Origin of the sequence: Streptomyces sp. NBC_01622, assembly GCF_045209635.1 — a bacterium.
GTDB lineage: Bacteria > Actinomycetota > Actinomycetes > Streptomycetales > Streptomycetaceae > Streptomyces.
The window spans coordinates 733,869-757,565 of the sequence record NZ_CP109293.1; the positions used below are offsets into that span (position 1 = coordinate 733,869).

A 23,697-nucleotide genomic window follows, 5' to 3' on the forward strand; every position below is an offset into this window, starting at 1 on the left:
CGGAGGAGGGAGGCGACCCGGTGGGGACACCTCCCGGCCGAAGGCTGGGGGACGTCGGCGAGCGAAGACAACGAGGCTGGGGGTCCCCCCGCGCCTTAAGGCAGTGAGGGAGTACGCACCACACCCCCGCGTCTGCGACAGGATCCGCCGGACAGGCCCTACGCGCGGATGGCCGGAATGGGGTTCTGCGAGAACCATTCGGCGAGGAAGTCCAGGAAGACGCTGACCTTGCGCGGAGTGGCCTGGCCGGGGCCGTAGATCGCGAAGAGCGGGCGGTCGGGTACGGCGAGGTCGGGCAGCAGGACCGTGAGGGCGCCGGAGAGGAGGTCGTCGTAGGCGGGGCGCTGTGGGAGCAGGGCGATGCCGCGGCCGTGGACGGCGGCCTTCTGGAGCGCGAGGTAGGAGTTGGAGGAGAACGCCACGTTGCGGATCTTGTGCAGGGTGGAGGCGTGGCCGTGGCCGATGCGCCAGACCGGGTCGTTGACGTGGACGAGGCACTCGTGGTGGGCGAGTCCGTTGGGCTCGGTGAGCGGGCCGCAGCGTTCCAGGTACTTCTCGGAGGCGCAGAGCACGAAGGGCAGTGAGGCGATCTTCTTCAGGCGGACGCTGGAGTCGCGGAGGTCCCTGGTGTGGAAGGCCACGTCGAAGCCGCTGTCCAGGAAGTCGTACGTACGGTCCGACATGCCGCCCAGTTCGAAGCGGACGTGGATCTTGGGGTGGGCGGCGGAGAACGCGGCGATCGCGTCTCCGAGGTCCAGGCTGCCTATCCACTTCGGGCAGATGATGCTCAGGGTGCCCTCGGCACGGTCGTGGAGGTGCGAGATGACGGCGTCCTCGGCCTCGATCTCGTCGAGGATGCGGGCCGCGAACTCGGCGTACCGGAGCCCGGGTTCGGTGAGGCTCACCGAGCGGGCGGTGCGGTTGACGAGGCGGACGCCCACCTGTCGCTCCAGTTCGGCGACGTGGCGCGACACGAGTGAGCCCGACGAGCCCAGCTTCTTGGCGGCGCCGCTGAAGCTGCCGGCCTGGGCGACGGTGACGAAGCTGTGCATGAGGAGCAGTCGATCCATGATTCCTCCGGTGGCCCACGGGTGCCAGGGGTGAGCCCCGGCGGCGGTGCCGGTCGTGCGTAGGGGTCCGACAGGATCCGGAATGTCCTTATAGCGGCTCTATCAGGACATTCCGACGACGTGCCGGACGGGCGGCTCGGGACAGTGCGGGGACAGGCATCGCTGCCCGCGCGGCTGTGCTACTTGGGGCAGTACTGGGGTGCCTTGTTCAGGTTGTCCTTGGTGACCAACAAAAGAGGAATGTTGGCAATCTTGTCAACCTTCTTCTTGGCCAGGAGTCCGACGGCTACGGCGGCCAGTCCCTCGTCCGTTCCATTGGCGGTCACGATCTTCACGTCCTCCTTGCCGACCGCGTCGAACGCCTTGCGGGCGGCCAGCGCCATGTCCTCCGAGGCGACGAACGCGTACTGCAGGGCGGGGTGTGCCTGGATCATGTTCTCGGCCACGTCCTGCGCCTTCACCGGATTGAACGTACCTGGCTGGTTCGCGACCACCTTCGCGGTGCCCGCAGCGCCTTCGTGAAGCCGCCCACCATCAGGTCGGAGGCCGCGGCGGACCTCACGGGCCACCTCGACCATGGCCTGTTCGGCGACGGTGAGCCCCATCGCCAGTTCGCGGCGCTGCGGCACCGAGGCGATGCCGAGCCGGCGCGCCTTGCGGACCGTAAGTCCGTGCTGTGCCTGGCCGTTGACCTCGACGGTGCCGCCGTCGGGCTGGTGGATGCCCGAAAGGACCTGCACCAGCGTCGACTTGCCGGCGCCGTTCATGCCCATCAGTGCGTGGACCTCGCCCGGGTGGAGGTCGAGGTCCACGCCCTTCAGCGCGGCTGCTCCGCCGAAGCTCTTGGTGACGCCCCGGACGCGAAGTACCGCGTCTCCCCCCGGGGTTGTCACGCGCGTGGCTCGGTGCCGTCGGCTCCGTCCGAGGCGACACGGCCGTAGCCGCGGATGTCCGGGAACGGGGGTTCCTTGTCGGCCTGGAGGTCCACCTGGAAGGTGTTGAGGCACATGCCGAGCATGGTGAAGTTGCCGAGCGCGCCGATGGTGTCGACGAGGCCCTTGGAGCCGAAGTGCTCCAGTGCGGCGGCGAAGGTCGCGTCGGTGACGAAGTGGTCGTCGAGGATCTCGCGGCAGAACTGGTAGAAGGCCTGGTCCGCTTCGTTGTCGAAGACGGCCTCGCGCTTCTCCGCGATCGCCTTGACGGCGGCCTCCGGAATACCGGCCTCGATCGCCTGGTGGACATGGGCGTTCCAGGAATACTGCGCGTCCCAGTTGCGGGCGGCCATCAGCAGTGTGAGTTCGCTCAGGTGCTTGGGGAGGCTGCTGTCGAAGCGGGCGAACGCGCCGAGGGATTCCGCCCGTTCGCACATCTCCGGGCTGTGCAGCCAGACCCGGAACGGGCCGCGGACGGCACCGCGCCGGCCGGCGATGCGGGCGGCCAGTTCCTGCTGGCGCGGGTCCATTTCCTCTTCGGTGAGAACGGGGAGCCTCATGGGCCGATACCTGCCTTTTCTTTCCGGCGCGTTACGTGCACGGATCGTGAAGCCGTGCGTGCGTGCCGACGCTACAGGCGGGTTCGGGAAGCTCACCCCTCTGGAAGCGCAAGGTAAAGCTGCACGCCAGAGGGCAGCCATTCGCGCGCGCGAGCCCTAACGTCGTTCGACGCAGAAGTGTGTAAGTGGAAAGGAACTCCGGATGACCACGATCATCAAGGTCGCCTCCGTACCCGTGCTCGACCGGGGCGGTGCCGTCGTGACGACACCCCTCGTCACCACGCCCTCGGCGGGCGGGGAGAACTTGATCACCAGTGGGATGAGCGTGTATCCGGTCGGCTCCGGGGCGCCGTTGCACTCGCACAACTGCGACGAGCACGTGACGATCCTGGAGGGCCGGGCGGAGGTGGTGGTCGACGGCGAGGTGACGAAGCTGGAGCAGTACGACACCACGTACGTCCCCTCGCCGATCCCCCACCTGTTCCGGAACATCGGCGACACCCCGCTGCGCATCCTGTGGGTGTACTCGTCGGGCTATGTGACACGGACGTTCACCGAGACGGGCAAGACGGTGGAACACCTGTCGGCGCAGGACCAGATGGGCTCGGACGACTAGCTCGGGTCACAGATAGGCCGGCTCCACCCTGCCGGTGAATCGGCCGCCCACCTGATCGGCGAGCCAATGGGCGCGGGCGAGCTGGAAGCCGTTCCGGTTCCGGACGTGTACGTGGACGGTGTGGTCCTGCGACGGCTCGTCCTGGTAGAGGTCCCGGGAATTCACGGTCAACGTGAGGTACGCGTACTTCTGTGAGATCGCCTCCAGTCCCGCTTCGGGAACCGCGGACCACTCGTCCAGATCCCACCGGACAGCCGCGGGATCCGGCCCCAGAGCGGCGATGAAGGGCTCAGCACGGTCCAGCGGACGGCCCCAGTCGAACACTCGGATCGGCAGGCAGTCCGCAGGGTTGTCGCCGTCCTCCGACGAACCGTGCTCCTTGTCGGCCTTCGCCGACCATGCGAGGTCGGGGAGTACGTGACGTATCCGCGCCACGACGTCCGGCGACCTGATCACGGCTTCGAAGTCGACCTCTCCCCGGCCGACATCCGCCAGGTCCAGCAAGGTACGCACGGCGCGTATCGCTTCGGACAGGTCGGTGGTCGTGAGAACAGCGGCCGCAAGGGAATTGCTCATCCCGGAACCCTAGAGGGGGCTCACCGACCGGAGCGAGCGGGTTCTGACCTGCCTCCGTAGAGGCCGCCGGAGATCACCAACACCCGGCACGCCGCACAGACCGACGCCGGCCCCCGCATCCCCTGCGGTGGCCGGCGTCCGGTCCTGTTCGTGTGCGCCCGTCAGGGTCAGTGCGTGCCGACCAGTTCCTGCGGGGCGTCGGCCTGCGCGGCCTGCTTCGAGCTGCGCAGGGCGGCGATCCCGATGAACACCATGGACGACAGACCGGCGATGGCGAAGGACGTGAAGCCCCAGTCGCCGTTGCCCGAGGCGAGTAGCTGGCCGCCCAGCCACGGGCCGAAGACGGCGCCGAAGCGGCCCATGCCGGAGGTCCAGCCGACCGCGGTGGCGCGGTTGTCCGGGGTGGAGCGGATGGAGACCGTCGCGTAGATCATCGTCTGGGCGCTGTTGAGGAAGACGCCGGTGAGGAAGACGACCAGCATCGTGACGGGCTGGTTCATGTGGACACCGAGCAGGAAGACGCCCACGGCGGTCAGCGCGAACCAGATCGCCGAGATGCGCGGAGCGCCGAAGCGGTCGGCGGCGCGGCCGGCGGCGAGCATGCCCACGATGCCGCCGAGGTTGAAGACGACGACGAAGGTGAGGGCGTCGGCGAGTGCGTAGCCCTCGGAGCGCATCAGGGTGGGCAGCCAGGTGGCGACGCCGTAGACGAGGAGCAGGCCGCCGAAGGAGGCGAACCAGTACAGCAGCGTCTGGATCCACTGGCCGCCGCTGAAGAGGTTGCGCAGGGCGTCCCAGCGGTCGGCCGCGGTCTTCTTGCCGGTGGCGGCGGGCAGTTCGACCTCGAAGCGCTCGGCGAGGGCGGTGGCCTCGTCGGTGCGGCCCTTGGCGACCAGGAAGCTCAGCGACTCGGGCAGGAGCTTCAGCAGCACCGGGACGAAGAGCAGCGGGAGGACGCAGACCCAGAAGGCGGCGCGCCAGCCGACCGGGTCCACCAGCCACTTGGCGACGTAGGCGGAGAGGATGCCGCCGGCGTGGTGGGCGGTCATCAGCATGCCGATGGTGAGGGCGGTCCGGCCGCGCGGGGCGTAGTCGGAGACCATGCTGATCGCGGTGGGCAGCAGACCGCCGAGGCCGACGCCTGCGAGGGTGCGGCCGAGGCCGAAGACCTCGATGCTGCCCGAGATCGCGCAGATGCCGGAGGCGAGCGAGAAGAGCGTCACGCAGGCGATCATCAGCTGCCTGCGGCCGATCCGGTCCGCGACCGTGCCCGCGGTCAGGGCGCCCACCAGCATGCCGAAGGTGGCGTAGCTGCCGAGGTCGCCGGCCTGGTCCGGGGTGAGACCGAAGGTCTTCGTCTCCAGCAGGTGCGGCAGCACCGAGCCGTAGATGAACATGTCGAGGCCGTCGAAGAGGACGGCCAGCCAGCACAGGCCGATGACCAGGAGGGCCAGTCGGCTGCCGCGGGCGGACAGAGCGGGGGACGGGGAGGGGGAGGAGGACATCGTTGGTTACCTCTCGTGCTTGGTGCGCCAGACGCTAAGGAGTCACCCCCGGGATAGTCAACATTTTTGTCAACAATCTCATCGACAATTGCGTGGGGGTGACTCCGGCGGCTCCCGCGCGTCGCTCAGCCGACCGGCGGAGTCCCGTGCGTGTGGAAGGACTCGATGGTCTTCAGGCCCCAGGCCTGCCCCTTCTTCCGCTCCTCCTCGGTCCAGGTGATCAGCGGCCAGTCGGGCGCCAGGACAAGGCGGGTGAGCGGGTTGCACAACTCGATGCGGTTGCCGCCGGGTTCGTAGACGTAGAGGAAGAACGTCTGCTGGATGGCGTGCTTGTGCGGCCCCGTCTCGATGAACACGCCTGTGTCGATGGCGAGATCGGCCGCGCGCAGGATGTCCTCACGGGTGTCGGTCGCGAAGGCGATGTGGTGCAGCCGACCGGTCGAACCGGTCCAGTCCTCGGTGTACACGACGTCGTACGACTTGTTGGTGTACGTCAGCCAACGTGCCGCGATCCGCCCGCTGTTGAGCTGGATCTGCTCCGTCGGCCTTGCGCCGAGCACCTGTTGCTGGAACTCGGCACTGGAAAGCACGTCCGCGGCAAGGAAGTTGATGTGGTCGAGGCGGCGCACCCCGACGCCCCGGTTGGGTTTGGCCTGCGGCTGGTTCTTCAGGGCCGGTTTCAGTTCGTCGGGGGCCCGGTAGTGCTCGCTCTCCCAGTAGAGGGCGTGCTCGTGGCCGTCCGGGTCGGTGGTGACGTAGAGCTTGCCGAGGCCGGGCTCGTCCTCGACCCATCGGCCGGTGCCGCCCGCGTCCTCGATCGCCTTGATACGGCGTTGGAGGGCCTCCTCGCTGGAGGTGCGCAGGGCGAGGCGGCCGAGGCCGGGCTGTTCGCGGGCGGTGAGGACCAGGCTGTGGTGCTCGTAGTCGTCGTAGGTCCGGAGGTAGACGGTGTCGCCGTCCCGGCCGTTGACGGTGAGGCCCAGGTAGTCGGTGAAGAAGGCGACACTGGCGTCCAGGTCCGGGGTGAAGAGCTGGGCGTGGCCGATATGGGCGATGTCACCGAGCGGCGGAGCCATCGTTGCCTCCAAGGGGTCGTACGGGTGCGGGTGTGGGGGCTGTTTCGGCAGACCGGGGGAACACGGTGCCGTCGAAGATCTTGCGGGCGGTGCGCACCACGGCCGTTCTGGCGACCGTAGGAGGGGCCTCGCCGGATGCGGGGGCCACGCTAGTTTCGATGTCTAGGAATCCGCTGGGATGCTCGATGCGAATTCGGTCACTTTGTTCCGTGACATCCGCGATGCCCTCCCCCACCCCACCGGCCAGGAGCAGCCCCGCCGCCACGCTCGCGGCGCCCAGGACGCCGATCGAGGTGTGACAGCGCACGGGGATGAAGGTGCGGGTCATCACCGCTCCGCCGTCCCGGGGCGGCGCCAGCAGGCTGAGCTTGGGCACCGTGGTGTTCTCGACGTCACCGAGGCCCATCAGCTTGCCGGCCTCCAGGCGGATCTCCCGGAGGCGGTCGGCAAGAGTGAGGTTCTCCTCCAGGTCCTTGGGGCTCTCGTAGCCGGTGACGCCCAGCGCGGCGGCCGTGATCAGGACGACCGGCATGCCGTTGTCGACGCACGTCACCTCGGTGCCGGCGATGACGTCCCGGACGCGGCCGGTCGGCAGCAACGGGCTTGCGCCCTGCGGGAATTCGATGACCACGGGGGCCGCGGTGCCGGGCACGCCGGAGATCTCGGCGGTGCCGGTGTAGTCGACCCGGCCGCCCGGTGTGGGGAAGCTGGCGATCGCGAGTTCCCCGGTGTTGAGCATGCGGATGCGGACGGACGTCTCGTCGCCGGCGGGGGCCACGAGCCCCCGCTCCACGGCGAACGGCCCTATTCCGGCGAGGATGTTGCCGCAGTTCTGCCGGTCGGTGACCTCGGGGCGGTCGACGGCGACCTGGAGGAACAGGTAGTCGACGTCGGCCTCGGGGTCGGCCGAGACGGAGACCACGCCGACCTTGCTGGTGAGCGGGTGGGCACCGCCCAGGCCGTCGATCTGGCGCGGGTCGGGGCTGCCCATGACGCGCAGCAGCAGGTCGTCGCGTGCGGCGGGGTCGGCGGGGAGGTCCTCGGCCAGGAAGTAGGCGCCCTTGGAGGTGCCGCCGCGCATCAGCATGCAGCGCACCTCCGCGGGCCCGGTCACGACCCGGCTCCGGTGTACTCCTCGTACGACCGGTACTCGACGCCGAGTTGCTTGAGGGTGTCGCGCAAACCGTAGCGGTCCAGGCCGAGTTGGCCTTCCAGGAAGGCGGCGCGGGTGGCTGCCTCCTTGGCCTCGCGTGCCTCCGACTTCTCGGCGGTCTCGCGGGCCTTCTCGCGCGGTACGACCACCACGCCGTCGTCGTCGGCGACGATCACGTCACCGGGGCGGACGACCTGGCCGTCGATGGCGACGGGCACGTTGACCGAGCCGCCGGTGGCCTTGACGGTGCCCTGGGAGGAGACGGCGCGGGACCAGGCGGCGAAGCCCATGTCGCGCAGTTCCTGGGTGTCGCGGATGCCGGTGTTGAGGACGACACCACGCACCCCGCGCTTCTGCAGCGCGGTGGCGAACAGCTCGCCGAACAGGCCGTCCGTGCACGGGGAAGTGGTGGTGACGACGAGGATGTCCCCCTCGCCGCACTGCTCCACGGCCGCGTGGATCATGAGGTTGTCGCCGGGCCAGCCGAGCACGGTGACGGCGGTGCCGGCGACCCGAACTCCCTGCTGGACAGGGCGTATTGAGGGACCGAGCAGACCGGTCCGTCCCATGGCCTCGCTGACGGTGGCCACGCCGAAGGCGGACAGCGCCTCGACGTCCTTCGCGTCCGCCTTCGGCGGGTTGGTGACGATCACACCGCCCATGGCTATGCCAGCTCCTTCGCGATCTGCGGGTAGGGACGCATGTACGCCTCGGCCATCGTCTTGTGGGCCAGGCCCAGGTTCGGGCCGGCGTTGCGCTTGAGCTGGACACCGCGGCGCACGGCCAGGTCGGTGTAGTAGTCCCACAGGTGCTGCTGGGCGCCGAGGCACTCCATCGCCTTGCGCTTGGTGTCCCACACCTCGGTGATGTCGAGGAGGACCTCGGGCTTGAAGCCGCTCATCTCGGGCTGGTGCGGCTCGAAGTAGAAGACCGGCGGGGCGCCGATGATCTCGCCCTCGCCGGGGTAGCCGATGGCCTGCGCCAGGACGCGGGCCTCCAGCGCCATCCGGTTGGCGGCCGGATGGTCGCCGTTGTACGGGTCCTCGGTGGGGTGGGTGAGCACGACGTCCGGCTGCGTCTCGCGGTAGACGGCGACGAGTTGGTCGGTCAACTCGGCGGTGGCGACCAGGGGGTAGTCGCCGGCGTCGTAGAAACGGACCTCGGCGCCGAGGGTGGCCGCGGCACGCTCGGCCTCGTCCCGGCGGATCGCCTTGATCTCGTCCAGCTGCCTGCCCTCGCGCCAGGCCTTGGCGGACTCGCCGCGCTCGCCGAAGGTCAGACAGGCGATGGTGACCTTCTCGCCACGGGCGGCGGCCAGGGCTATGGCTCCTCCCGCCCGCCACACGAAGTCCCCGGCGTGCGCCGTGACGACGAGTGTCGATCGTGATGGGGGTCCCCCAGCGCGAGCGTCGTCGAGCGTGGGGGAGGCGGGCGCGTTGCCGTGCGTCATTACGTCAATCTCCTTGGTGGACAGGTGTGCGCCCGCCCCCAGTTGCGCCGATCGGCCGCGCCTCAGTCGCGCAACGCCTCGATCACACTGGTGAGATGGGCGCGGACGGCCGCCTCGGCCGCCTGCGGGTCTCTGGCCGTGATCGCCTCGATCATCGCCAGATGCTCGTTCAGGGACTGCTGCGGACGCCCCGGCCGCAGCGCCAACTGGAAGCGGTGACGCACCAGTTGGGCGTTGAGCCGCTCCAGCAGCGCCAAGGCCGTCTGCTGGCCGGAGAACTCCCGGACCTTGTCGTGCAGTTCGTGGTTGAGCTCGGAGTACGTCACCGGCTCACCGTCGGCCACGGCCTTGGTCATGGCCCGGCCCAGGTCCGCCAGTTCGGTCAGCTGCTCGTCGCTGGCCGCGACGGCCGCCTTGGCCGCGCACAGTCCCTCCAGGACCATGCGGCACTCCGTGATGGCGACCGCTTCCTCCACGGTCACCACCCGCACCCGGGAGCCCCGGTTGCGGATCCGCTCGACCAGTCCTTCGGCCGCCAGATCGATCAGCGCCGCGCGGATGCTGGCCCGCGTCACATCGAGTTGCTCGGCGAGCTCGTTCTCCACCAGCCGCTGTGCCGGTGCCATGTCGCCGTGCAGGATCGCCTGCCGCAGCTGCGTGAGCGCATGCTGCTTGGCCTGCTCCCCGGTGCTCGGACGGGCTTCTTTCGGCATCGTTGCCCTCCCTGAGTGAGTGCCTGTCGAACCTAAATCTAGCCAAACAAGATTGTCAACAATTTTGTCCGCCGTATTGCAGGCAGGCTTCCGCCCATACTTACCCCAGACATGCCGCCGCCCGCCCATGGACCGGCCATGGGCGGGCAGTGGACGGCGGATTTCTACGGCTTGTGACGGGTGCAGCTCATCGCCCCGCCGTCCTTCGTCCCGCACCACTCCTGGTAGCCGGAAGTGAAGGATCCGGCCCACTTGTAGTGGTCGTCGGGGAGCTTGTCGGGCGTGTAGGCACGGTAGTTGGCCGCGTCCTTCTTGTCGCCGGAGCCGTCGTAGTCGACCAGTCGCGGGTACGGGTAGACCGGCCGGGTGTACTCGACGGCGGGCGCGCTGCTGCTCGCGGAGGCCTTCGTGTCGCCGCCGAGCTGACCGCCCGCCGGTCCCCCGGGTCCGGTGCCGCCGCTGGTCTTCGACGCGATGACGGCGCCCGGTACCTTTCCGGTCTCCCGCCAGTCGATCAGCTTGCTCAGCAGATCGAAGCTGTCGGGTCCGTCACCGCCGCCGCAGTGGTTGACGCCGGGGAACAGGTACAGGCGGTAGAAGTCGTCGACCTCGCCCTGCCCCATGGTGTCGATCATGGCCTGGCGGTAGGCCCGGGTGCCGGTGGGCGGGATGTTGGGGTCGGTCAGCCCGTGCCACTGGATGAGCCTGCCGCCGGCCTCGTGGAACTTGGTGAGGTCCGGGTCGGTGGCGTCGTAGATCCCGGAGACCTCCCGCTGGTACGCCTTGAAGGTGTCGACGGTGAACAGCGACGCGTCGAGCTTCAGCGTCGGGTCGGCCTCCCACTTGCCGACCCGGCGCAGGAAAGATGGGTGCCGTCCGGGGCCGTCACGCCCGCGTACGCCTTCCGTACGACGTCGATCTGCTCGGCGGTGAGACAGCTCGAACTGTCCTTGTTGTCGGAGCACTTGAGGCCTGCGGAATCGAAGGTGCAGGTCGCCGGGTCCTGGATGAGGTCGTTGTTCAGCCTGGGGTCGGCGCACTTCGCGATGACGGCCCTGTGCAGCATGGAGAGCTTCGAGGCGGGCAGGATCGTCGAGCCGTCCGCGCGGAAGTCGATGGTGGAGAGCTAGGCCTCCTGCATCGCGTTGAGCGCCGTCTGGTTGAAGGCCGGGGCACCGACCAGGGCGGCACTGAAGTCGCCGGGGTAGCGCTGCACCTCCATCAGCGTCTCGCGCCCGCCGTCCGAGCAGCCGTCGTAGTAGGAACACGTCGGCTCGGCACCGTAGAACGCCTTCGTGATCGCCTTGGCGGCGGTGGCGAAGGCGTGCTCGGACCGGTAGCCGAAGTCCACCTTGAGCTGCGGGTTCGTCGCCCAGACCTCGGCTGAGCCACCGCCCATGCCCGAGGTGGAGACATGGCCCTGGTTGTCCTGGCCGAGGGCGAAGGAGCCGTCGGTGACCGGGACACAGCCGGTCGAGGCGGCGGGCTCGGCGCTGACACCGACCATGCCGCAGTAGCCGCCGCAGCCTTCCTGGAGGTAGCGCTGCCGGTACGTCTGGGTCGGCAGCCGTAGTTCGAACTGGATCTGCGCGGCGACCGTGCCCTTGACGTCGCAGTACTCGTACGCGTTGATGCCGCCCTTGGCCACGACGGTCGCGGAGGCTACGGAGGTCGACGCGTCGTCGAGGGCGCCGAAGTCCTTCTGGCGCAGGTCGGCGCAGCCGATCGTCGGTTCGGTGACCGGCAGGTTCTTGCCCACGTCGCCGCCGGCGGTGACCCTGGTGACTCTCGCGTCGGCGTCCGCCGAGAACGTGTCGGGCAGCAGCGCGAGGCCAGTGACAAAAGCCGCGAGGATGACAGCCACCACGAGGACGATCCTCGTCCGCTTCGACGCGTGGGCACGATCAGGGCTCATGGGCTCAGCGTCGAGCGGGCCCCAGGTGGAAGCCACCGCCGTGGGCCATCAGGGTGAGCGGCTCAGGTCTCGCGGTAGAGCGTGGTGAGCAGTTCCAGCACGGCCTGGGTGGCGGGGTGCGGGTCGTCCTTCCACCAGGCGAGCCGTACGGCGATGGGCTCGCCGTCGCGCACCGGGCGGTAGACGACTCCGGGCCGCGGGTACTGGTTGGCGGTCGCTTCCGCGGTCATGCCGACGCTGCGGCCGGTGGCGATCACGGTGAGCCAGTCGTCGACGTCGTGGATGTCCTCGGTGGCCGGGCGGGAGTCGGGCGGCCACAAGTCGGCGGTGGTGGTGCCGGTACGGCGGTCGACGAGGAGGGTGCGCCCGGCGAGGTCGGCCAGCCGGACCGAGCGGCGCCGGGCGAGGGGGTCGTCGGAGGCCATCGCGCACAGCCGTCGCTCCAGCCCGACGATGGCCGACTCGAACCTCCGGTCGTCAAGGGGGCGGCGGACGACAGCCAGGTCACAGACACCTTCGCCGAGTCCTGAGGTGGCCGAGTTGACGCGGACCAGGTGCAGGTCGGTCTCCGGGTGTGCCCGGCTCCAGCGGCGCTGGAAGGGGAGTGTGTGGCGGCCGAGCGCCGACCAGGCGTAGCCGATGCGCAGATGGGCGTGGCCCGAGGTGGCGTCCAGGACCAGGTCGTCGACCTCGGCCAGGACCCGCCGGGCGCGCGCGACCACCCGCAGCCCGGTGCTCGTCGGGGTCACCGATCGGGAGGTGCGCCTCAACAGCCTTACGCCCAGGGCCTGTTCGAAGGAGGCGAGGGTGCGCGAGACGGCGGCCTGGGAGACGCCGAGCGCGTGGGCGGCGTCCGTGAAGGTGCCTTCGTCGACGATCGCGACAAGACACCGCAACTGCCTCAGCTCCAGATCCATGACTCCAGCGTATAGATCGCCGGGCCATTGCATTTTGCGCAAGTGCGGGCGGGGCGCACGATCGGAGCATGCCTGGAGCCTCCGCAGCGGCAACTCCGTTGACCGGCACGTCACCTGGCACCCCCCGGCCGTCCCGGGTGGGTCTCACCGGGGTGGCCACCATGGCCGGCAGCGGGCTGTCCAACCAGACCGGTGCCGCGCTCGGCTCGCTCGCCTTCCCCGTCATCGGGCCGGTGGGGGTCGTCGCGGTGCGCCAGTATGTCGCCGCGGCCGTGCTGTTCGCCGTGGGCAGGCCCCGGCTGCGGGAGTTCACCTGGCGGCAGTGGTGGCCGGTTCTGCTGCTGGCGGTGGTGTTCGGGACGATGAACCTGTCCCTGTACACCGCGATCGACCGGGTCGGCCTCGGCCTTGCTGTGACGCTGGAGTTCCTGGGTCCGCTGTCCATAGCGCTGGCCGCGACCCGGCGGCGCGTGGACGTCTGCTCTGCGCTGATCGCGGCGGCGGGTGTGGTGACGCTGATGCGGCCACGCCCCTCGGCCGACTACCTGGGCATGGGCCTCGGACTGCTCGCCGCCGCGTGCTGGGCGTCGTACATCCTCCTCAACCGGACCGTCGGCGACCGCATCCCCGGGGCGCAGGGTTCGGCGGCTGCGGCCGGGGTGTCCGCGCTGATGTTCCTGCCTGTCGGGATCGCAGTCGCGGTCCGGCATCCGCCGACGCTCGCGGCGGCCGGGTGCGCGGTGGCGGCCGGAGTGCTCTCGTCGGCGGTGCCGTATCTGGCCGATCTGTTCACGCTGCGCCGGGTGCCGGCTCCCGCCTTCGGGCTGTTCATGAGCGTCAACCCGGTGCTCGCCGCCGTGGTCGGATGGATCGGCCTCGGTCAGCGGCTGGGCTGGGCGGAGTGGGCGGGCATCGGAGCCATCGTGACGGCGAACGCGCTGAGCATTCTCTCCTCACGGGACTGAACCGACCGAGGCCCGCCCTTCCGCCGTGGCTGGCCGAAGTCAGGGGCGGGGCCGTCAGTGCCGCATGTGCCGGCGCACCCAGGCGGCCTGTCCGCCGTCGACGAGCAGATCGGTGCCGGTGATGAACTGCGTCTGCGGGCCGGTGAGGAAGGCCACCGCGTCGGCGATCTCGCCGGGCGTACCGGCGCGTCCCGCTCCGCAGTCGTCCAGCATCTTCAGCATGTGTCCGCCGTGCGGCGACTCGGCCTCCGCCTTCGACATCACGGTGGAAACGACGCCGGGACTGACGGTGTTGATGCGGGCGCCGCGCAGGTTCCAGGCGAGTGCGGCGGCCTCCACGCGCACGTGGTTGGCGCGCTTGGCGACCATGTAGGCGCGCAGCGAGTCGTCGCCCACTGCCGTGACGGCGGGCAGGGAGAGCAGTTCCGCCGCGGGGGCCGTCGCCAGGGCGGCCTCGCCCTCGGGGCTGAGCGAGGCGTAGTGGCCATGTCTCTCCTCGGTGGTGGGGGGCTCCGCGTGGGGCGCCGGGGTGGTGCGAACGAGGCCTCGATGAGCACATGCAAACAGAGCGGACTGACGGCTTCCGGTCAGTTCCCTGACATCGACCTGACGTGGCACAGATCACCTGTCGGCGGTGTTGCCATGAACCGGACTGACATGTCAGGAAGGATGAACTCAGGTGAATTAACTGCGAGTTGACCGACAGGTGCGCTACGACGGTGACTCACGGCCGCAACGAGAAAGGGGCGGGGTCACGTCACCGCGACCCCGCCCCACCGTCTGCCACACGGACTGTCCATATTTGCTCCGCGAAATCTCACCGTGCTCACCCCGCTCGGGGTCGGCTGCCCCTACCCGGCCGCCCTCCCGAGCCAGTACCCGAAGCCCCGGCGCGTATGGATCAGCGCCGCGCCCTCCTGGTCCACCTTGCGCCGGAGGCGGGAGATCAGCTGCTCCATCGCGTTGTCGCCGCGGAAGTCGCCCCAGACGTACCGGCTGATCTGCTCCTTGGACAGCACCTTGTGCGCGTTGATCAGGAGGTGGCGCAGCAGCCGGTACTCCGCCGGTGTGAGATCGAGTGTGCGCCGGCCGCGTCGCGCCTGGCAGGTGGTGTCGTCCAGGACCAGGTCGGCGTAGTGCAGCGCGCCGTCCCGGCCGCTGCCCCTGACGCGCAGTAACACCTGGATACGGGCGAGCACTTCGGCGATCCGGAACGGCTTGGTGACGTAGTCCCGCTCCCCCGCGCCCAGTTCGGGCAGCAGCCTGTCCAGGGCGTCCCAGGCGGTGAGCAGCAGGACGGGCGGGCGGTGCGTGACGAGTCGGCCGCCCTGCTCGAGGGCGTCCACCTCCGGCAACTCCGCGTCGATGACGACCAGTTCGAACCGCTGCTCCGCCAGCCGCGACACCACCTCGATGCCGCTGCCGGCCGTCCTGATCCGGTACCCGGCCAACTCCAGTGTGGTGGACAGGAGTTCGGCGTTGTCCGGCTCGTCCACGGCGACGAGCAGGTGCTGCCCGCCACCGCGGGCGAGTGATCGTGTCTCACTGATGCTGCCGTACGTGGACATGCGCTCAGCCTACCGTCCTGCTTGCCTGACTCAAGCAATATTCATTCGATTGCTTGACTCAAGTAAGTCACATGTGCTTGCCTGACTGAAGGAAGCCCGGCCTTGAGGACGGGCCGCGGAAAGCAGGAGCACAGCTGAGCCCTCGCTCACCAGAGCGGGGGCCGCCTTGAGCGGAAGGCGGCCCCCTCGCCGAGCCCGTGGGGACGGGGGTCGGCGCCGTCCCGGACCCGGTCGCCGGCCACTCCCCCAGATCGGCGCCGGGTCCGTGGACACACCCTTCCCGTGGACTTCGAGTCGGAGGCGGCGGGCAGGTCGTCAGGCCGGTTTCCGGCGGGTCCGGAACAGGCTGATGCCCGCCCCGAGCGAGACCGCGCCCATGCCGACGCCGGTCAGGACGGCCCGCGGGCCGTCGGCGACGAAGGGCGCGGCGGAGGCGACGACCAGATTGAACAGGAACAGGAACCACAGCACGGGTCTCGACGCGAGCAGCGGCTTCATGAATGGTTTCCTCCGGATCGAGCAGACTTGGATCTTGGTTGACGTGGCGCTTCAACGATTCCGTCGTCCGCCCGACGACACGAGGGAGCGATCTCCCGAACCCGTGGTGGAACAGTCTCCCGAACCCATGGTGGAGTGGGCTGCACCGCTGCCGGGCGGTCCGCTCCGGCACCCGCCGCCCCCTGCACCTAACCTGATCTCCATGCGGGCCACCCTGCGGCAGGCGAGCCGGGCGACACTCCAGCTGGTCATCTCCGCCGCGATGGCCTTCGGGTCGTACATCTTCATCACCGTGCTCCTGATCACCGCGATCCTCACGGCCTCGGTGGTCGGCGCGTTCATGCTGCCCGAGACCGTGCTGCTGATACGGCGGATCGCCGGGGCCAAGCGGCAGCAGGCAGGCGCCTGGACCGGGCGGAAGATCCCCGAGGCATACCAGCCGCTGAACGGCACCGTCCGGGAGCGGCTGCGCACGGCGGTCCGCGACCCGAGCACGCTGACCGACTTCCGCTGGATGGTCGCCTACTACGGCTACGGCGTGCTGCCCGTGCTGATGCTGCCGTTGTGGCCGCTGGGTCTGGTCGCCGACGGGGTGTGGTGCGGGCTGCTGCGCCGCGAGGCCGTCGTCCTGCCGTTGATCAGCCGGCTCGCGGACCTGGACGCCGAGTGGTCGACCGCCCTGCTGAAGCCCTCACCGAAGGCCCAACTGGCCGTACGGGTCGAGGAGTTGGTGCAGACCCGGGCGGGCGCGATCGCCGCGCACGGGGCCGAACTGCGCCGGATCGAGCGGGACCTGCACGACGGGACGCAGGCCCGGCTGGTGTCGCTGTCGATGCGCATCGGTCTCGCCAAGCGGGCCTACGACCAGGACCCGGCGGCGGCCCGCCGGATGCTCGACGAGGCGCAGACGCTGGCCGAGGAGGCGCTGACGGATCTGCGGCACGTCGTCCGCGCGATCCATCCGCCGATCCTCACCGACCGGGGCCTGGTCGGCGCGGTGCGCGCGCTGGCCGCCAGCAGCGCGCTCGGTGTCAGCGTGACCGTGGACGGGCTGACCGACGGCCACGACGGGCCGCGCGCCCCGGCGGCGGTGGAGGCGGCGGCGTACTTCGTGATCGCCGAGTCGCTGACCAACGCGGCCAAGTACAGCGGCGCCGACCGCGCCGAGGTCCATCTCGCCCGCGCCCGCACCGGACTGCGCGTCCAGGTGCGGGACGAGGGCCGGGGCGGCGCCGACGAGGCAGGCGGATCGGGGCTGCTCGGCATGCAGCGCCGGGTCGCCGCGCTCGACGGCAGTGTGACTGTGACCAGCCCCGTGGGGGGACCTACCGTGATCGAAGTGGAGCTGCCGTGCGTCTGGTGAGCGTAGTTGAGGCGGGACTGTCATGAGGGTCGTCATCGCCGAGGACAACGCCCTGCTCAGGGAGGGCCTGGTCCTCCTGCTGACGTCGGCCGGGCACGAGGTCGTGGCCGTCGCCGGCAGCGGGCCCGAGGTGCTGCCCGCGCTGCTCGAACACCGGCCGGACGTGGCCGTGTTGGACGTGCGGATGCCGCCCGGCTTCCGCGACGAGGGGCTGCGGGCCGCGCTGGAGGCACGGGAGAAGATCCCCGGGCTGCCGGTGCTGGTGCTGTCGCAGTACGTCGAGGAGTCGTACGCCGCCGAGCTGTTGGGCGTCGGCGCGAGCGGGGTCGGCTACCTCCTCAAGGACCGGATCGGCCGTGTGGACGAGTTCCTCGACGCGCTGGACCGGGTGGCGGCCGGCGGTACGGCGCTCGACCCCGAGGTGGTGACCGAACTGCTCACCCGGCGCCGTAATTCACCGCTGGACTCGCTGACCCCGCGCGAGCGCGAGGTCCTGAAGCTGATGGCGGAGGGCCACGACAACACGACGATCGCCAAGACCCTGGTCGTCACGGAACGCGCGGTCAGCAAGCACATCGGCAATGTGTTCCTGAAGCTGAGCCTGCCGCCGAGCGACAGCGGGCACCGCCGGGTGCTGGCCGTGCTGGCCTATCTGCAGAACGTGTGACACGCGCGCCGCCGGTCGTGCCAGGGGATGACACGGCCGGCGGCGCGTACTGCGTTCTCAGTAGCCGCGATTGTCGGCAGCCGCACGACGACGGGACGGGGGTCCGCCCGCGAGTCTGGGCCGGTCCCCGAAAGCAGATGTGGAGCACTCCGTCCCGTGGCTACTTTTCTCCATCGACTGGGCCGACTCGCCTTCCGGCGGCGCTGGTTGGTCACCCTGTTCTGTGATCGACACCTGCGAGGACATGGAGGTGGTCGGCGAGGCGGCCGACGGCGCCGAGGCGATCGCGCTGGCCGGTGAACACCGCCCCGACCTCGTCCTGATGGACATCCGCGTGCCCGGCACCGACGGCCTGACCGCCACCACCGCCATCTGTGCCGACCCGGCGCTGTCCGGCACGTGTGTCCTCATCCTCACCACCTTCGAGGTCGACGAGTACGTGGCACAGGCGCTGCGGGCGGGCGCAAGCGGTTTCCTCGGCAAGGACGTCACCGCCGAGGCGCTGCGCTCCGGCATCCGCACGGTCGCGTCCGGCGAGTCCCTGCTCTCCCCCGCTCGCCACCCGCACCCTGATCAGCCGTTTCCTGGCCATCCCCGCGCCGAGCGACCGGCTGGCGACTTCCGACCGGCTCGGCGTCCTCACCGCCCGGGAACGCGAGATCATGGCCATGGCGGCCGAGGGGCGCTCGAACGACGAGATCGCCGAGCAGTTGTACGTCAGCCCGCTGACCGTCCGCACCCATGTGCACCGCGCCATGACGAAGCCGGACGCCCGCGACCGGGCCCAACTCGTCGTGATGGCCTACCAGTCGGGGCTGGTGCAGGCGCCGCCCCCGTCCGGCCCCGCGCTCTGACGGAGCACCCGTTCAGGCGAACCCGCCACCGAAGAGGCGTGCCGCCCGCGCTCGCCGTCGACACCTGTGGCGTGCCCCTCCCCCACATCGCACCCATGCTCGCCACGCCCGGCACCCTCCCGCCCGTCGGACAGGACACCCGCTGGGCCTACGAGACCAAGCAGGACGGCCAGCGCGTACTGGTGTACCTCCCCGGCGACGGCAGCGTCCTCCTGCGCGCCCGCTCCGGTGCGGACATCACCGGCGCCTATCCCGAACTCCTGCCCCTCGGCCGCGAGTTGGGCAGCACACGGGCAATCCTTGACGGTGAGGTGCTGGCCCTGGACGAACAGGGCCGCGCCGACTTCCAGTTGCTGCAGAACCGGATGGGCCTGGCCGACTCGCCGGCCCTGGCGGCACACCGAGCCGCGAACACCCCTGTCCATCTGGTGCTGTTCGACGTCCCCCACCTCAACCGGCCGCTCCTGGGCCTCCCTTACACCGACCGTCGCACCGAACTGGAGCGACTGGGCCTGCACGGCCCGTACTGGTCAACTCCCGCCGCGCTCACGGGACATGGCGCCGAGGCGCTGCGGGCCACCCGCGAACACGGGCTGGAGGGCCTGGTCTGCAAGCGGCTGGACTCGGTGTACGAGCCCGGGGTGCGATCCCGGGCCTGGATCAAGATCCGCAATCTGCGCAGCGAGGACGTACTGGTCGGCGGGTGGGTGCCGGGCAAAGGGCGGCTTTCGGGTCTGCCGGGCGCGGTACTGGTCGGGCAGCGCGCGGCGGGGCAGCTGCGGTACGTCGGCAATGTGGGCACGGGCTGGAGCGAGGCCGAACGCACCGAACTCGCCGCGCTGTTGCGGGCCGCCGGTACCGACGCCTGCCCCTTCGATCCGGTACCGGCGGTGGCCGGGGCGCGCTGGGTGGTGCCCCGCCTGGTCGGCGAGGTCCGCTACAGCACCCGCACCCGGTCCGGGATGCTGCGGCAGCCGTCCTGGCTGCGGCTGCGCCCCGACCTGGCACCGGAGGAGTCGGCCGCCGACCTGCCGGAGAACCGATGAACTTGCGTAGATCAAGTATTGGGCGGCGTGTCACCATCGTGACACCTCACCCCCTTGGCGCGTACATGAAAAGCAGGGACTCTGAAAGCCCTTTCCATCCACAGCCGTTGGGCTGCGCCCGAAGAGGAGGACGCAGTGTCGTCCCAGAAGTCCCGGACCCGCCGCGGAAGGTGGCTCGCCGGTCTCGGCGGTGCCGCCGTGCTCGTCATCGCCTTCCCCTCCGCAGCCTTCGCCGCCCCGCCCGTGGCGCTGCCCCCGAACGCCGAGGCGGCCGAGCAGACGTATCTGCCCGCCTTCGACTACGACACGGACGGCTGCTACCCGACGCCCGCGATCGGCCCCGACGGGACCATCAACGGCGGCCTGAACCCGACGGGTTCGCTCAGCGGCGAGTGCCACGACGCCTCGGACCTCGACAACACCAACAGCTACTCGCGCTACAAGTGCAACAACGGCTGGTGCGCGTACATGTACGGCCTGTACTTCGAGAAGGACCAGGCCATCGCCAACTCCAGCATCGGCGGGCACCGAAACGACTGGGAACACGTCGTGGTGTGGGTGCAGAACGGCACGATCCAGTACGTGTCGACGTCCAACCACGGTTCGTTCACCGTGCACGCGGCGTCCGAGGTCCGCTTCGACGGCACGCACGCCAAGATCGTCTACCACAAGGACGGCATCGGCACGCACGACTTCCGGCTGGCGAACGCCAACGACGAGCCGCCGGAGAACGACAAGCACACCTGGCAGTACCCGCCGCTCGTCGGCTGGAACGGCTACCCGGCGGGCCTGCGCGACAAGTTGAGCGCCTACGACTTCGGCAGCGCGAACTTCGGACTCAAGGACGCCAACTTCGTGGCCCACCTCACGTCGGCGAAGCCTTCCGGAATCACGTTCGATCCCGCCGCCTGACGGTACCGTCCACAGGGCACCATCGTTCTCAGGGCTCCCGGGACCATCTCGACCCCGGGAGCCCGAGAGGACGGAACGTGGCAGCTGAACGCAGGGTCTCGCGGCGGGCGCTCCTGATCGCGCTGGGCATCGCCGGGGCGACGGCCATCCCCGCGGGTGCGCAGGGCCCGGCCCCCGGGAACGGATACGCCATGCCCACCCTCGCCTTCGACGACCCGGCCACCCAGCGCCGGCTCGGTGACCTGTACTCGTCCGCGCTCAGGTCCGTGTCCGGCGCCAACACCATCGGCGCGGACCGCTCGGTGTACGACAGGGCCGGACTGCTCAGCTACCCGCCCGGCACGGTCGTCCGGGCGGGCGGCGGCTATCGCGCGCCCCAGCGCTGGACGCGGGACGCGGCCGTCAACGCGTGGAGCGGGGTCAGCCTGCTGGCCCCCGAGGTCGCCCGCAACACCCTGTGGTCCGTGGTCGACCGCGCGCGGGACGGGCTGGTCGTCCAGCAGGACAACCAGTGGTGGGACCAGATCGTGTGGGTCCTGGCCGCCCACCACCACTTCCTGGTCACCGGCGACCGCGACTTCCTCGCCCGGGCCCACGACACGTCCGCACGCACCCTCGCGACCCGCCGCGCCCAGCACCTCAACCCGACGTTCGGCCTCTTCGAGGGCCCGGGCTTCATGAACGACGGCATCTCCGGCTACCCGAGCCCACCCGCCTCGACGTCCGTCCACTCGTCCTTCGTCCTGGACCACCCGCACACCGGCAAACTGATGTGCCTGTCGACCAACTGCCTCTACTACGGCGCCCATCTCGCCCTCGCCGCCATGTCCGAGGCCCTCGGCCGCCCCGTGCAGGCCGCCTCGCTGCGCTCGGACGCGGAGCAGCTGCGCACCGCGATCGACCGGCACCTGTGGCGCGCGGACGCCGGCACCTACGGCTACCTCGTCCAAGGCGAGGGCCCCCTGGCCGGACACCTCGACACCTCGCAGGAGGGCGCGGGACTGGCCCTCGCCGTCCTCCTAGGCGTCGCCGACACCGAACGCGCCGGCCGGATCCTCGACGCCACGCACTGGCAGCCGTACGGCATCGTCAACGTCTGGCCGCACTTCCCGCGCTTCGACGACCGGCACCCGGGGCGGCACAACGTGATGGTGTGGCCGATGGTCCACGGGCTGTACGGCCAGGCCGCGGCCGCCGCGGGCCGCACCGAACCGTTCGCCCTCGCCGTCGACACCCTCGCCGGCCTGATCTCCACGAGTGGCGGCTTCTACGAGCTGTACAACTCGGTGACCGGTGCCGTGGACGGCGGCTGGCAGGGCGGTGCCAGTGGCCACGCGAACCACTTCGTGTCCCAGCCCGACCAGACCTGGTCGGCGACGGCGTATCTGCGGCTGATCCACGACGGTCTGTTCGGCCTGACGTTCACGGACGGCTCGCTACGGCTGCGCCCGTGTCTGCCCCCGACCTGGGGCGCGGTGAGTCTGCGCGGGCTGCGGTACCGGGACACGACCCTCGACGTCACGCTGAGCGGCGGCGGGAGCCGGGTACGGTCGTGCACGGTCGACGGGCGGCCGGGGGAACCGGTCGTACCCGCTGACGGGACCGGTCACCGCACCCTGCACCTCGTGCTCACCGACACGGTGTGACGCGTGCGTCACCGTCGCCCGGTGTCGGGGTCCGGTCCACGGCGGGGTGCCGGAAGGTCTATCGTGTCGGCATGTCCGTGCCCGAACTGATCCGAATCGTCTCCCGCGACTCGCCCATGGCGCTGGCCCAAGTGGAGCGTGTCCGCGCCGAGTTGGCCGTCCTTCATCCGCAGGTGCGCACCGAGGTCGTACCGGTGAAGACGACCGGCGACAAGTGGATGGGTGACCTGTCCGCCGTCGAGGGCAAGGGGGCGTTCACCAAGGAGGTGGACGCCGCGCTGCTCGCGGGTGAGGCGGATCTCGCGGTGCACTGCATGAAGGACGTGCCCGCCGACCGTCCGCTGCCCGCCGGTACGACGTTCGCCGCGTTCCTGAAGCGGGACGACATCCGCGACGCCCTGATCCACCCGGGCGGGCTGACCCTCGACGAGCTGCCCGCCGGTACCCGAGTCGGCACCTCCTCGGTCCGCCGGGTCGCGCAACTCGCCGCCACGCACCCGGAGTTGGAGTGCGTGCCGTTCCGCGGCAACGTCAACCGGCGGCTGGAGAAGCTCGCGGCGGGCGAGGCGGACGCGCTGCTGGTCGCGATGTCGGGCCTGGAGCGCATCGACCGGCTGGACGTGGCCACCGAAGTGCTGTCCGCCGAGGCGATGATGCCGCCGATCGGCGCGGGCATCCTCGCCCTGCAGTGCCGTGAGGGCGACACCGACGTCATCGACACGATCAGCGGGCTCGGTCACCCCGAGACGCATCGTGAGGCGACCGCGGAGCGCATGTTCCTGCACGTCCTCCAGGGGCACTGCAACAGCCCGATCGCCGGGTACGCCCAGGTGGACCGGAGCGGTGAACTGTCGCTGCGCGCCTGTGTGTTCACCCCGGACGGCAAGACCCGGCTCAACGCCCACGAGTGGGCGGGACGGCTGGACCCGGCGACGCTCGGCACGTCGGTGGCGGTGGCGCTGCTTCGGCAGGGCGCCCGCGAGATCATCGACGGCATCCCGCACTGACCCGAAGGGCCCGGCCCCGCAGGTCTCAGGGGGTGCCGGGCTCCGCCTGGTCGCGGAGGAAGTTGCTCACCTGGTGCGCCAGGCCGTCCCGCCCGGCACCGGCCGCGACGGCCTCCTCGCACAGACCGATGCCGCCCGCCCACAGGCGCCGCTCGGTCCACTCCTCCTCGACCCGCAGCTGCACCTGTACGTCCACCTGTGTCAGGGACGCCTCCGGGCCGGCCGCGTAGAGGACGGCGGTGGCGCGGCGCAGCGGATAGACGTCGAAGCCCTCGATGAACTGCGAGCTGCGCCAGTCGATGAAGGCGCTCTCGCCCTCCGGGCCGACCCGGATGTCGATCTGGCCGTCCTCCAGGTGAATGCCGAGGTGCCGGGCGCCGCGGTTCTCGACGGTGACACGGAGAGTGAAGTAGGTCAGCCCTTCGGCGGCGTCGTCGCGTCCGCGCGGCGGCTCGGCAGCCGCCAGGCTGTGGACGCGGACACGCAGACCGGCATGTTCGTCGTACTCGTGCCAGTCCCCGACCACGTTCGGCTCGTACACAATGCACCCTCTCGACCTCAGAGAGCTGCTTCCTATCTGTGTGCTCAGCACACTGTCAAATGAGCAGAATGCGCTGTGGCCAGCGTTTTCGCCCGCTTGATCACTGATCAAGCCGTGCGCAGGAAGAATCCGGTTTCCGGCCATCGA

The 23,697-nt window shown here is 70.1% G+C and carries 24 protein-coding genes and 2 pseudogenes; 9 read left to right on the plus strand and 17 right to left on the minus strand.

Features of this window, described 5'->3' with window-relative positions; genetic code table 11:
• Positions 1-158: 158 nt before the first annotated feature.
• From OH768_RS03345 to OH768_RS03355, 3 genes are all read right to left on the minus strand, one after another.
• Positions 159-1,070: a LysR family transcriptional regulator gene (locus OH768_RS03345; RefSeq protein WP_406449832.1), complete on the minus strand. Its 912-nt coding sequence runs from the start codon at positions 1,068-1,070 to the stop codon at positions 159-161.
• Between the two features lie 179 nt (positions 1,071-1,249).
• On the minus strand, positions 1,250-1,963 hold the full coding sequence (locus OH768_RS03350; RefSeq protein ID WP_406449834.1) for an ATP-binding cassette domain-containing protein: 714 nt from the start codon (positions 1,961-1,963) through the stop codon (positions 1,250-1,252).
• Complete coding sequence (locus OH768_RS03355) at positions 1,960-2,532, minus strand: carboxymuconolactone decarboxylase family protein (RefSeq protein ID WP_359604656.1); 573 nt, start codon at positions 2,530-2,532, stop codon at positions 1,960-1,962. The genes OH768_RS03350 and OH768_RS03355 overlap by 4 nt, the downstream gene beginning before the upstream one ends.
• 232 nt (positions 2,533-2,764) lie before the next feature.
• On the opposite strand from OH768_RS03355, the gene OH768_RS03360 reads away from it, so the two are divergent.
• A complete protein-coding gene (locus OH768_RS03360) occupies positions 2,765-3,178 on the plus strand; it encodes a cupin domain-containing protein (RefSeq protein WP_406449836.1) in 414 nt (137 codons plus the stop codon).
• Positions 3,179-3,184: 6 nt separating this feature from the next.
• Here OH768_RS03360 and OH768_RS03365 read toward each other — a convergent pair whose 3' ends face one another.
• The 10 genes and pseudogenes from OH768_RS03365 to OH768_RS03410 form a co-directional block, all read right to left on the minus strand.
• On the minus strand, positions 3,185-3,754 hold the full coding sequence (locus tag OH768_RS03365; protein WP_406449838.1) for a hypothetical protein: 570 nt from the start codon (positions 3,752-3,754) through the stop codon (positions 3,185-3,187).
• A gap of 167 nt (positions 3,755-3,921) precedes the next feature.
• Positions 3,922-5,259: an MFS transporter gene (locus tag OH768_RS03370; RefSeq protein ID WP_406449840.1), complete on the minus strand. Its 1,338-nt coding sequence runs from the start codon at positions 5,257-5,259 to the stop codon at positions 3,922-3,924.
• Between the two features lie 125 nt (positions 5,260-5,384).
• Positions 5,385-6,335 carry a catechol 2,3-dioxygenase gene (locus OH768_RS03375; protein ID WP_406449842.1) on the minus strand — a complete coding sequence of 317 codons (951 nt, stop codon included), beginning with the start codon at positions 6,333-6,335 and terminating at the stop codon, positions 5,385-5,387.
• Positions 6,316-7,449, minus strand: coding sequence for a 4-oxalomesaconate tautomerase (locus tag OH768_RS03380; protein ID WP_406449844.1), 1,134 nt, complete (start codon positions 7,447-7,449; stop codon positions 6,316-6,318). Before OH768_RS03380 ends, OH768_RS03375 begins: the two co-directional genes overlap by 20 nt.
• Positions 7,446-8,150 (minus strand): 4-carboxy-4-hydroxy-2-oxoadipate aldolase/oxaloacetate decarboxylase, encoded by a 705-nt coding sequence (locus OH768_RS03385; RefSeq protein ID WP_406449846.1) that lies wholly within the window; start codon positions 8,148-8,150, stop codon positions 7,446-7,448. The genes OH768_RS03380 and OH768_RS03385 overlap by 4 nt, the downstream gene beginning before the upstream one ends.
• Positions 8,151-8,152: 2 nt before the next feature.
• Positions 8,153-8,938, minus strand: a complete 786-nt coding sequence (locus OH768_RS03390) for a PIG-L deacetylase family protein (RefSeq protein ID WP_201047517.1) — start codon at positions 8,936-8,938, stop codon at positions 8,153-8,155.
• A 62-nt stretch (positions 8,939-9,000) separates the two neighbouring features.
• Positions 9,001-9,651 carry a GntR family transcriptional regulator gene (locus OH768_RS03395; protein ID WP_262062166.1) on the minus strand — a complete coding sequence of 217 codons (651 nt, stop codon included), beginning with the start codon at positions 9,649-9,651 and terminating at the stop codon, positions 9,001-9,003.
• A gap of 164 nt (positions 9,652-9,815) precedes the next feature.
• Entirely contained in the window at positions 9,816-10,589 is a 774-nt protein-coding gene (locus OH768_RS03400) for a tannase/feruloyl esterase family alpha/beta hydrolase (protein ID WP_406465119.1), read from the minus strand.
• A pseudogene (locus OH768_RS03405) lies at positions 10,472-11,566 on the minus strand (tannase/feruloyl esterase family alpha/beta hydrolase). The gene OH768_RS03400 and the pseudogene OH768_RS03405 overlap by 118 nt, the downstream one beginning before the upstream one ends.
• Before the next feature lie 62 nt (positions 11,567-11,628).
• Complete coding sequence (locus tag OH768_RS03410) at positions 11,629-12,483, minus strand: LysR family transcriptional regulator (RefSeq protein ID WP_406449849.1); 855 nt, start codon at positions 12,481-12,483, stop codon at positions 11,629-11,631.
• Between the two features lie 68 nt (positions 12,484-12,551).
• On the opposite strand from OH768_RS03410, the gene OH768_RS03415 reads away from it, so the two are divergent.
• Positions 12,552-13,448, plus strand: a complete 897-nt coding sequence (locus tag OH768_RS03415) for an EamA family transporter (RefSeq protein WP_406449851.1) — start codon at positions 12,552-12,554, stop codon at positions 13,446-13,448.
• A gap of 54 nt (positions 13,449-13,502) precedes the next feature.
• Here the strand turns inward: OH768_RS03415 and OH768_RS03420 are convergent, their stop codons facing one another.
• From OH768_RS03420 to OH768_RS03430, 3 genes are all read right to left on the minus strand, one after another.
• Positions 13,503-14,066: an SDR family oxidoreductase gene (locus OH768_RS03420; RefSeq protein ID WP_406449853.1), complete on the minus strand. Its 564-nt coding sequence runs from the start codon at positions 14,064-14,066 to the stop codon at positions 13,503-13,505.
• Positions 14,067-14,299: 233 nt separating this feature from the next.
• Positions 14,300-15,016 carry a response regulator transcription factor gene (locus tag OH768_RS03425; protein ID WP_406449855.1) on the minus strand — a complete coding sequence of 239 codons (717 nt, stop codon included), beginning with the start codon at positions 15,014-15,016 and terminating at the stop codon, positions 14,300-14,302.
• Between the two features lie 315 nt (positions 15,017-15,331).
• Entirely contained in the window at positions 15,332-15,514 is a 183-nt protein-coding gene (locus tag OH768_RS03430) for a hypothetical protein (protein WP_406449857.1), read from the minus strand.
• A 202-nt stretch (positions 15,515-15,716) separates the two neighbouring features.
• Here OH768_RS03430 and OH768_RS03435 point away from each other — a divergent pair, with 202 nt between their 5' ends.
• The 7 genes and pseudogenes from OH768_RS03435 to hemC all read left to right on the plus strand — a co-directional run bounded on the left by OH768_RS03435 (position 15,717) and on the right by hemC (position 23,009).
• Entirely contained in the window at positions 15,717-16,877 is a 1,161-nt protein-coding gene (locus OH768_RS03435) for a histidine kinase (protein WP_406449859.1), read from the plus strand.
• A gap of 22 nt (positions 16,878-16,899) precedes the next feature.
• The gene (locus OH768_RS03440) at positions 16,900-17,544 is read left to right on the plus strand and encodes a response regulator transcription factor (RefSeq protein WP_262062155.1); all 645 of its coding nucleotides are present in this window, start codon (positions 16,900-16,902) and stop codon (positions 17,542-17,544) included.
• Between the two features lie 172 nt (positions 17,545-17,716).
• Positions 17,717-18,398: pseudogene (locus OH768_RS03445) on the plus strand (response regulator).
• Positions 18,399-18,493: 95 nt separating this feature from the next.
• Entirely contained in the window at positions 18,494-19,444 is a 951-nt protein-coding gene (locus OH768_RS03450; RefSeq protein ID WP_406465121.1) for an ATP-dependent DNA ligase, read from the plus strand.
• Positions 19,445-19,579: 135 nt separating this feature from the next.
• A complete protein-coding gene (locus OH768_RS03455) occupies positions 19,580-20,356 on the plus strand; it encodes an NPP1 family protein (protein ID WP_406449863.1) in 777 nt (258 codons plus the stop codon).
• Between the two features lie 77 nt (positions 20,357-20,433).
• Entirely contained in the window at positions 20,434-22,002 is a 1,569-nt protein-coding gene (locus OH768_RS03460; RefSeq protein WP_406449865.1) for an MGH1-like glycoside hydrolase domain-containing protein, read from the plus strand.
• 71 nt (positions 22,003-22,073) lie between these two features.
• Entirely contained in the window at positions 22,074-23,009 is a 936-nt protein-coding gene (gene hemC / locus OH768_RS03465) for a hydroxymethylbilane synthase (RefSeq protein WP_406449867.1), read from the plus strand.
• 25 nt (positions 23,010-23,034) lie between these two features.
• On the opposite strand, the gene OH768_RS03470 is transcribed toward hemC, so the two are convergent.
• A complete protein-coding gene (locus tag OH768_RS03470) occupies positions 23,035-23,550 on the minus strand; it encodes a hypothetical protein (RefSeq protein ID WP_406449869.1) in 516 nt (171 codons plus the stop codon).
• Positions 23,551-23,697: the final 147 nt, after the last annotated feature.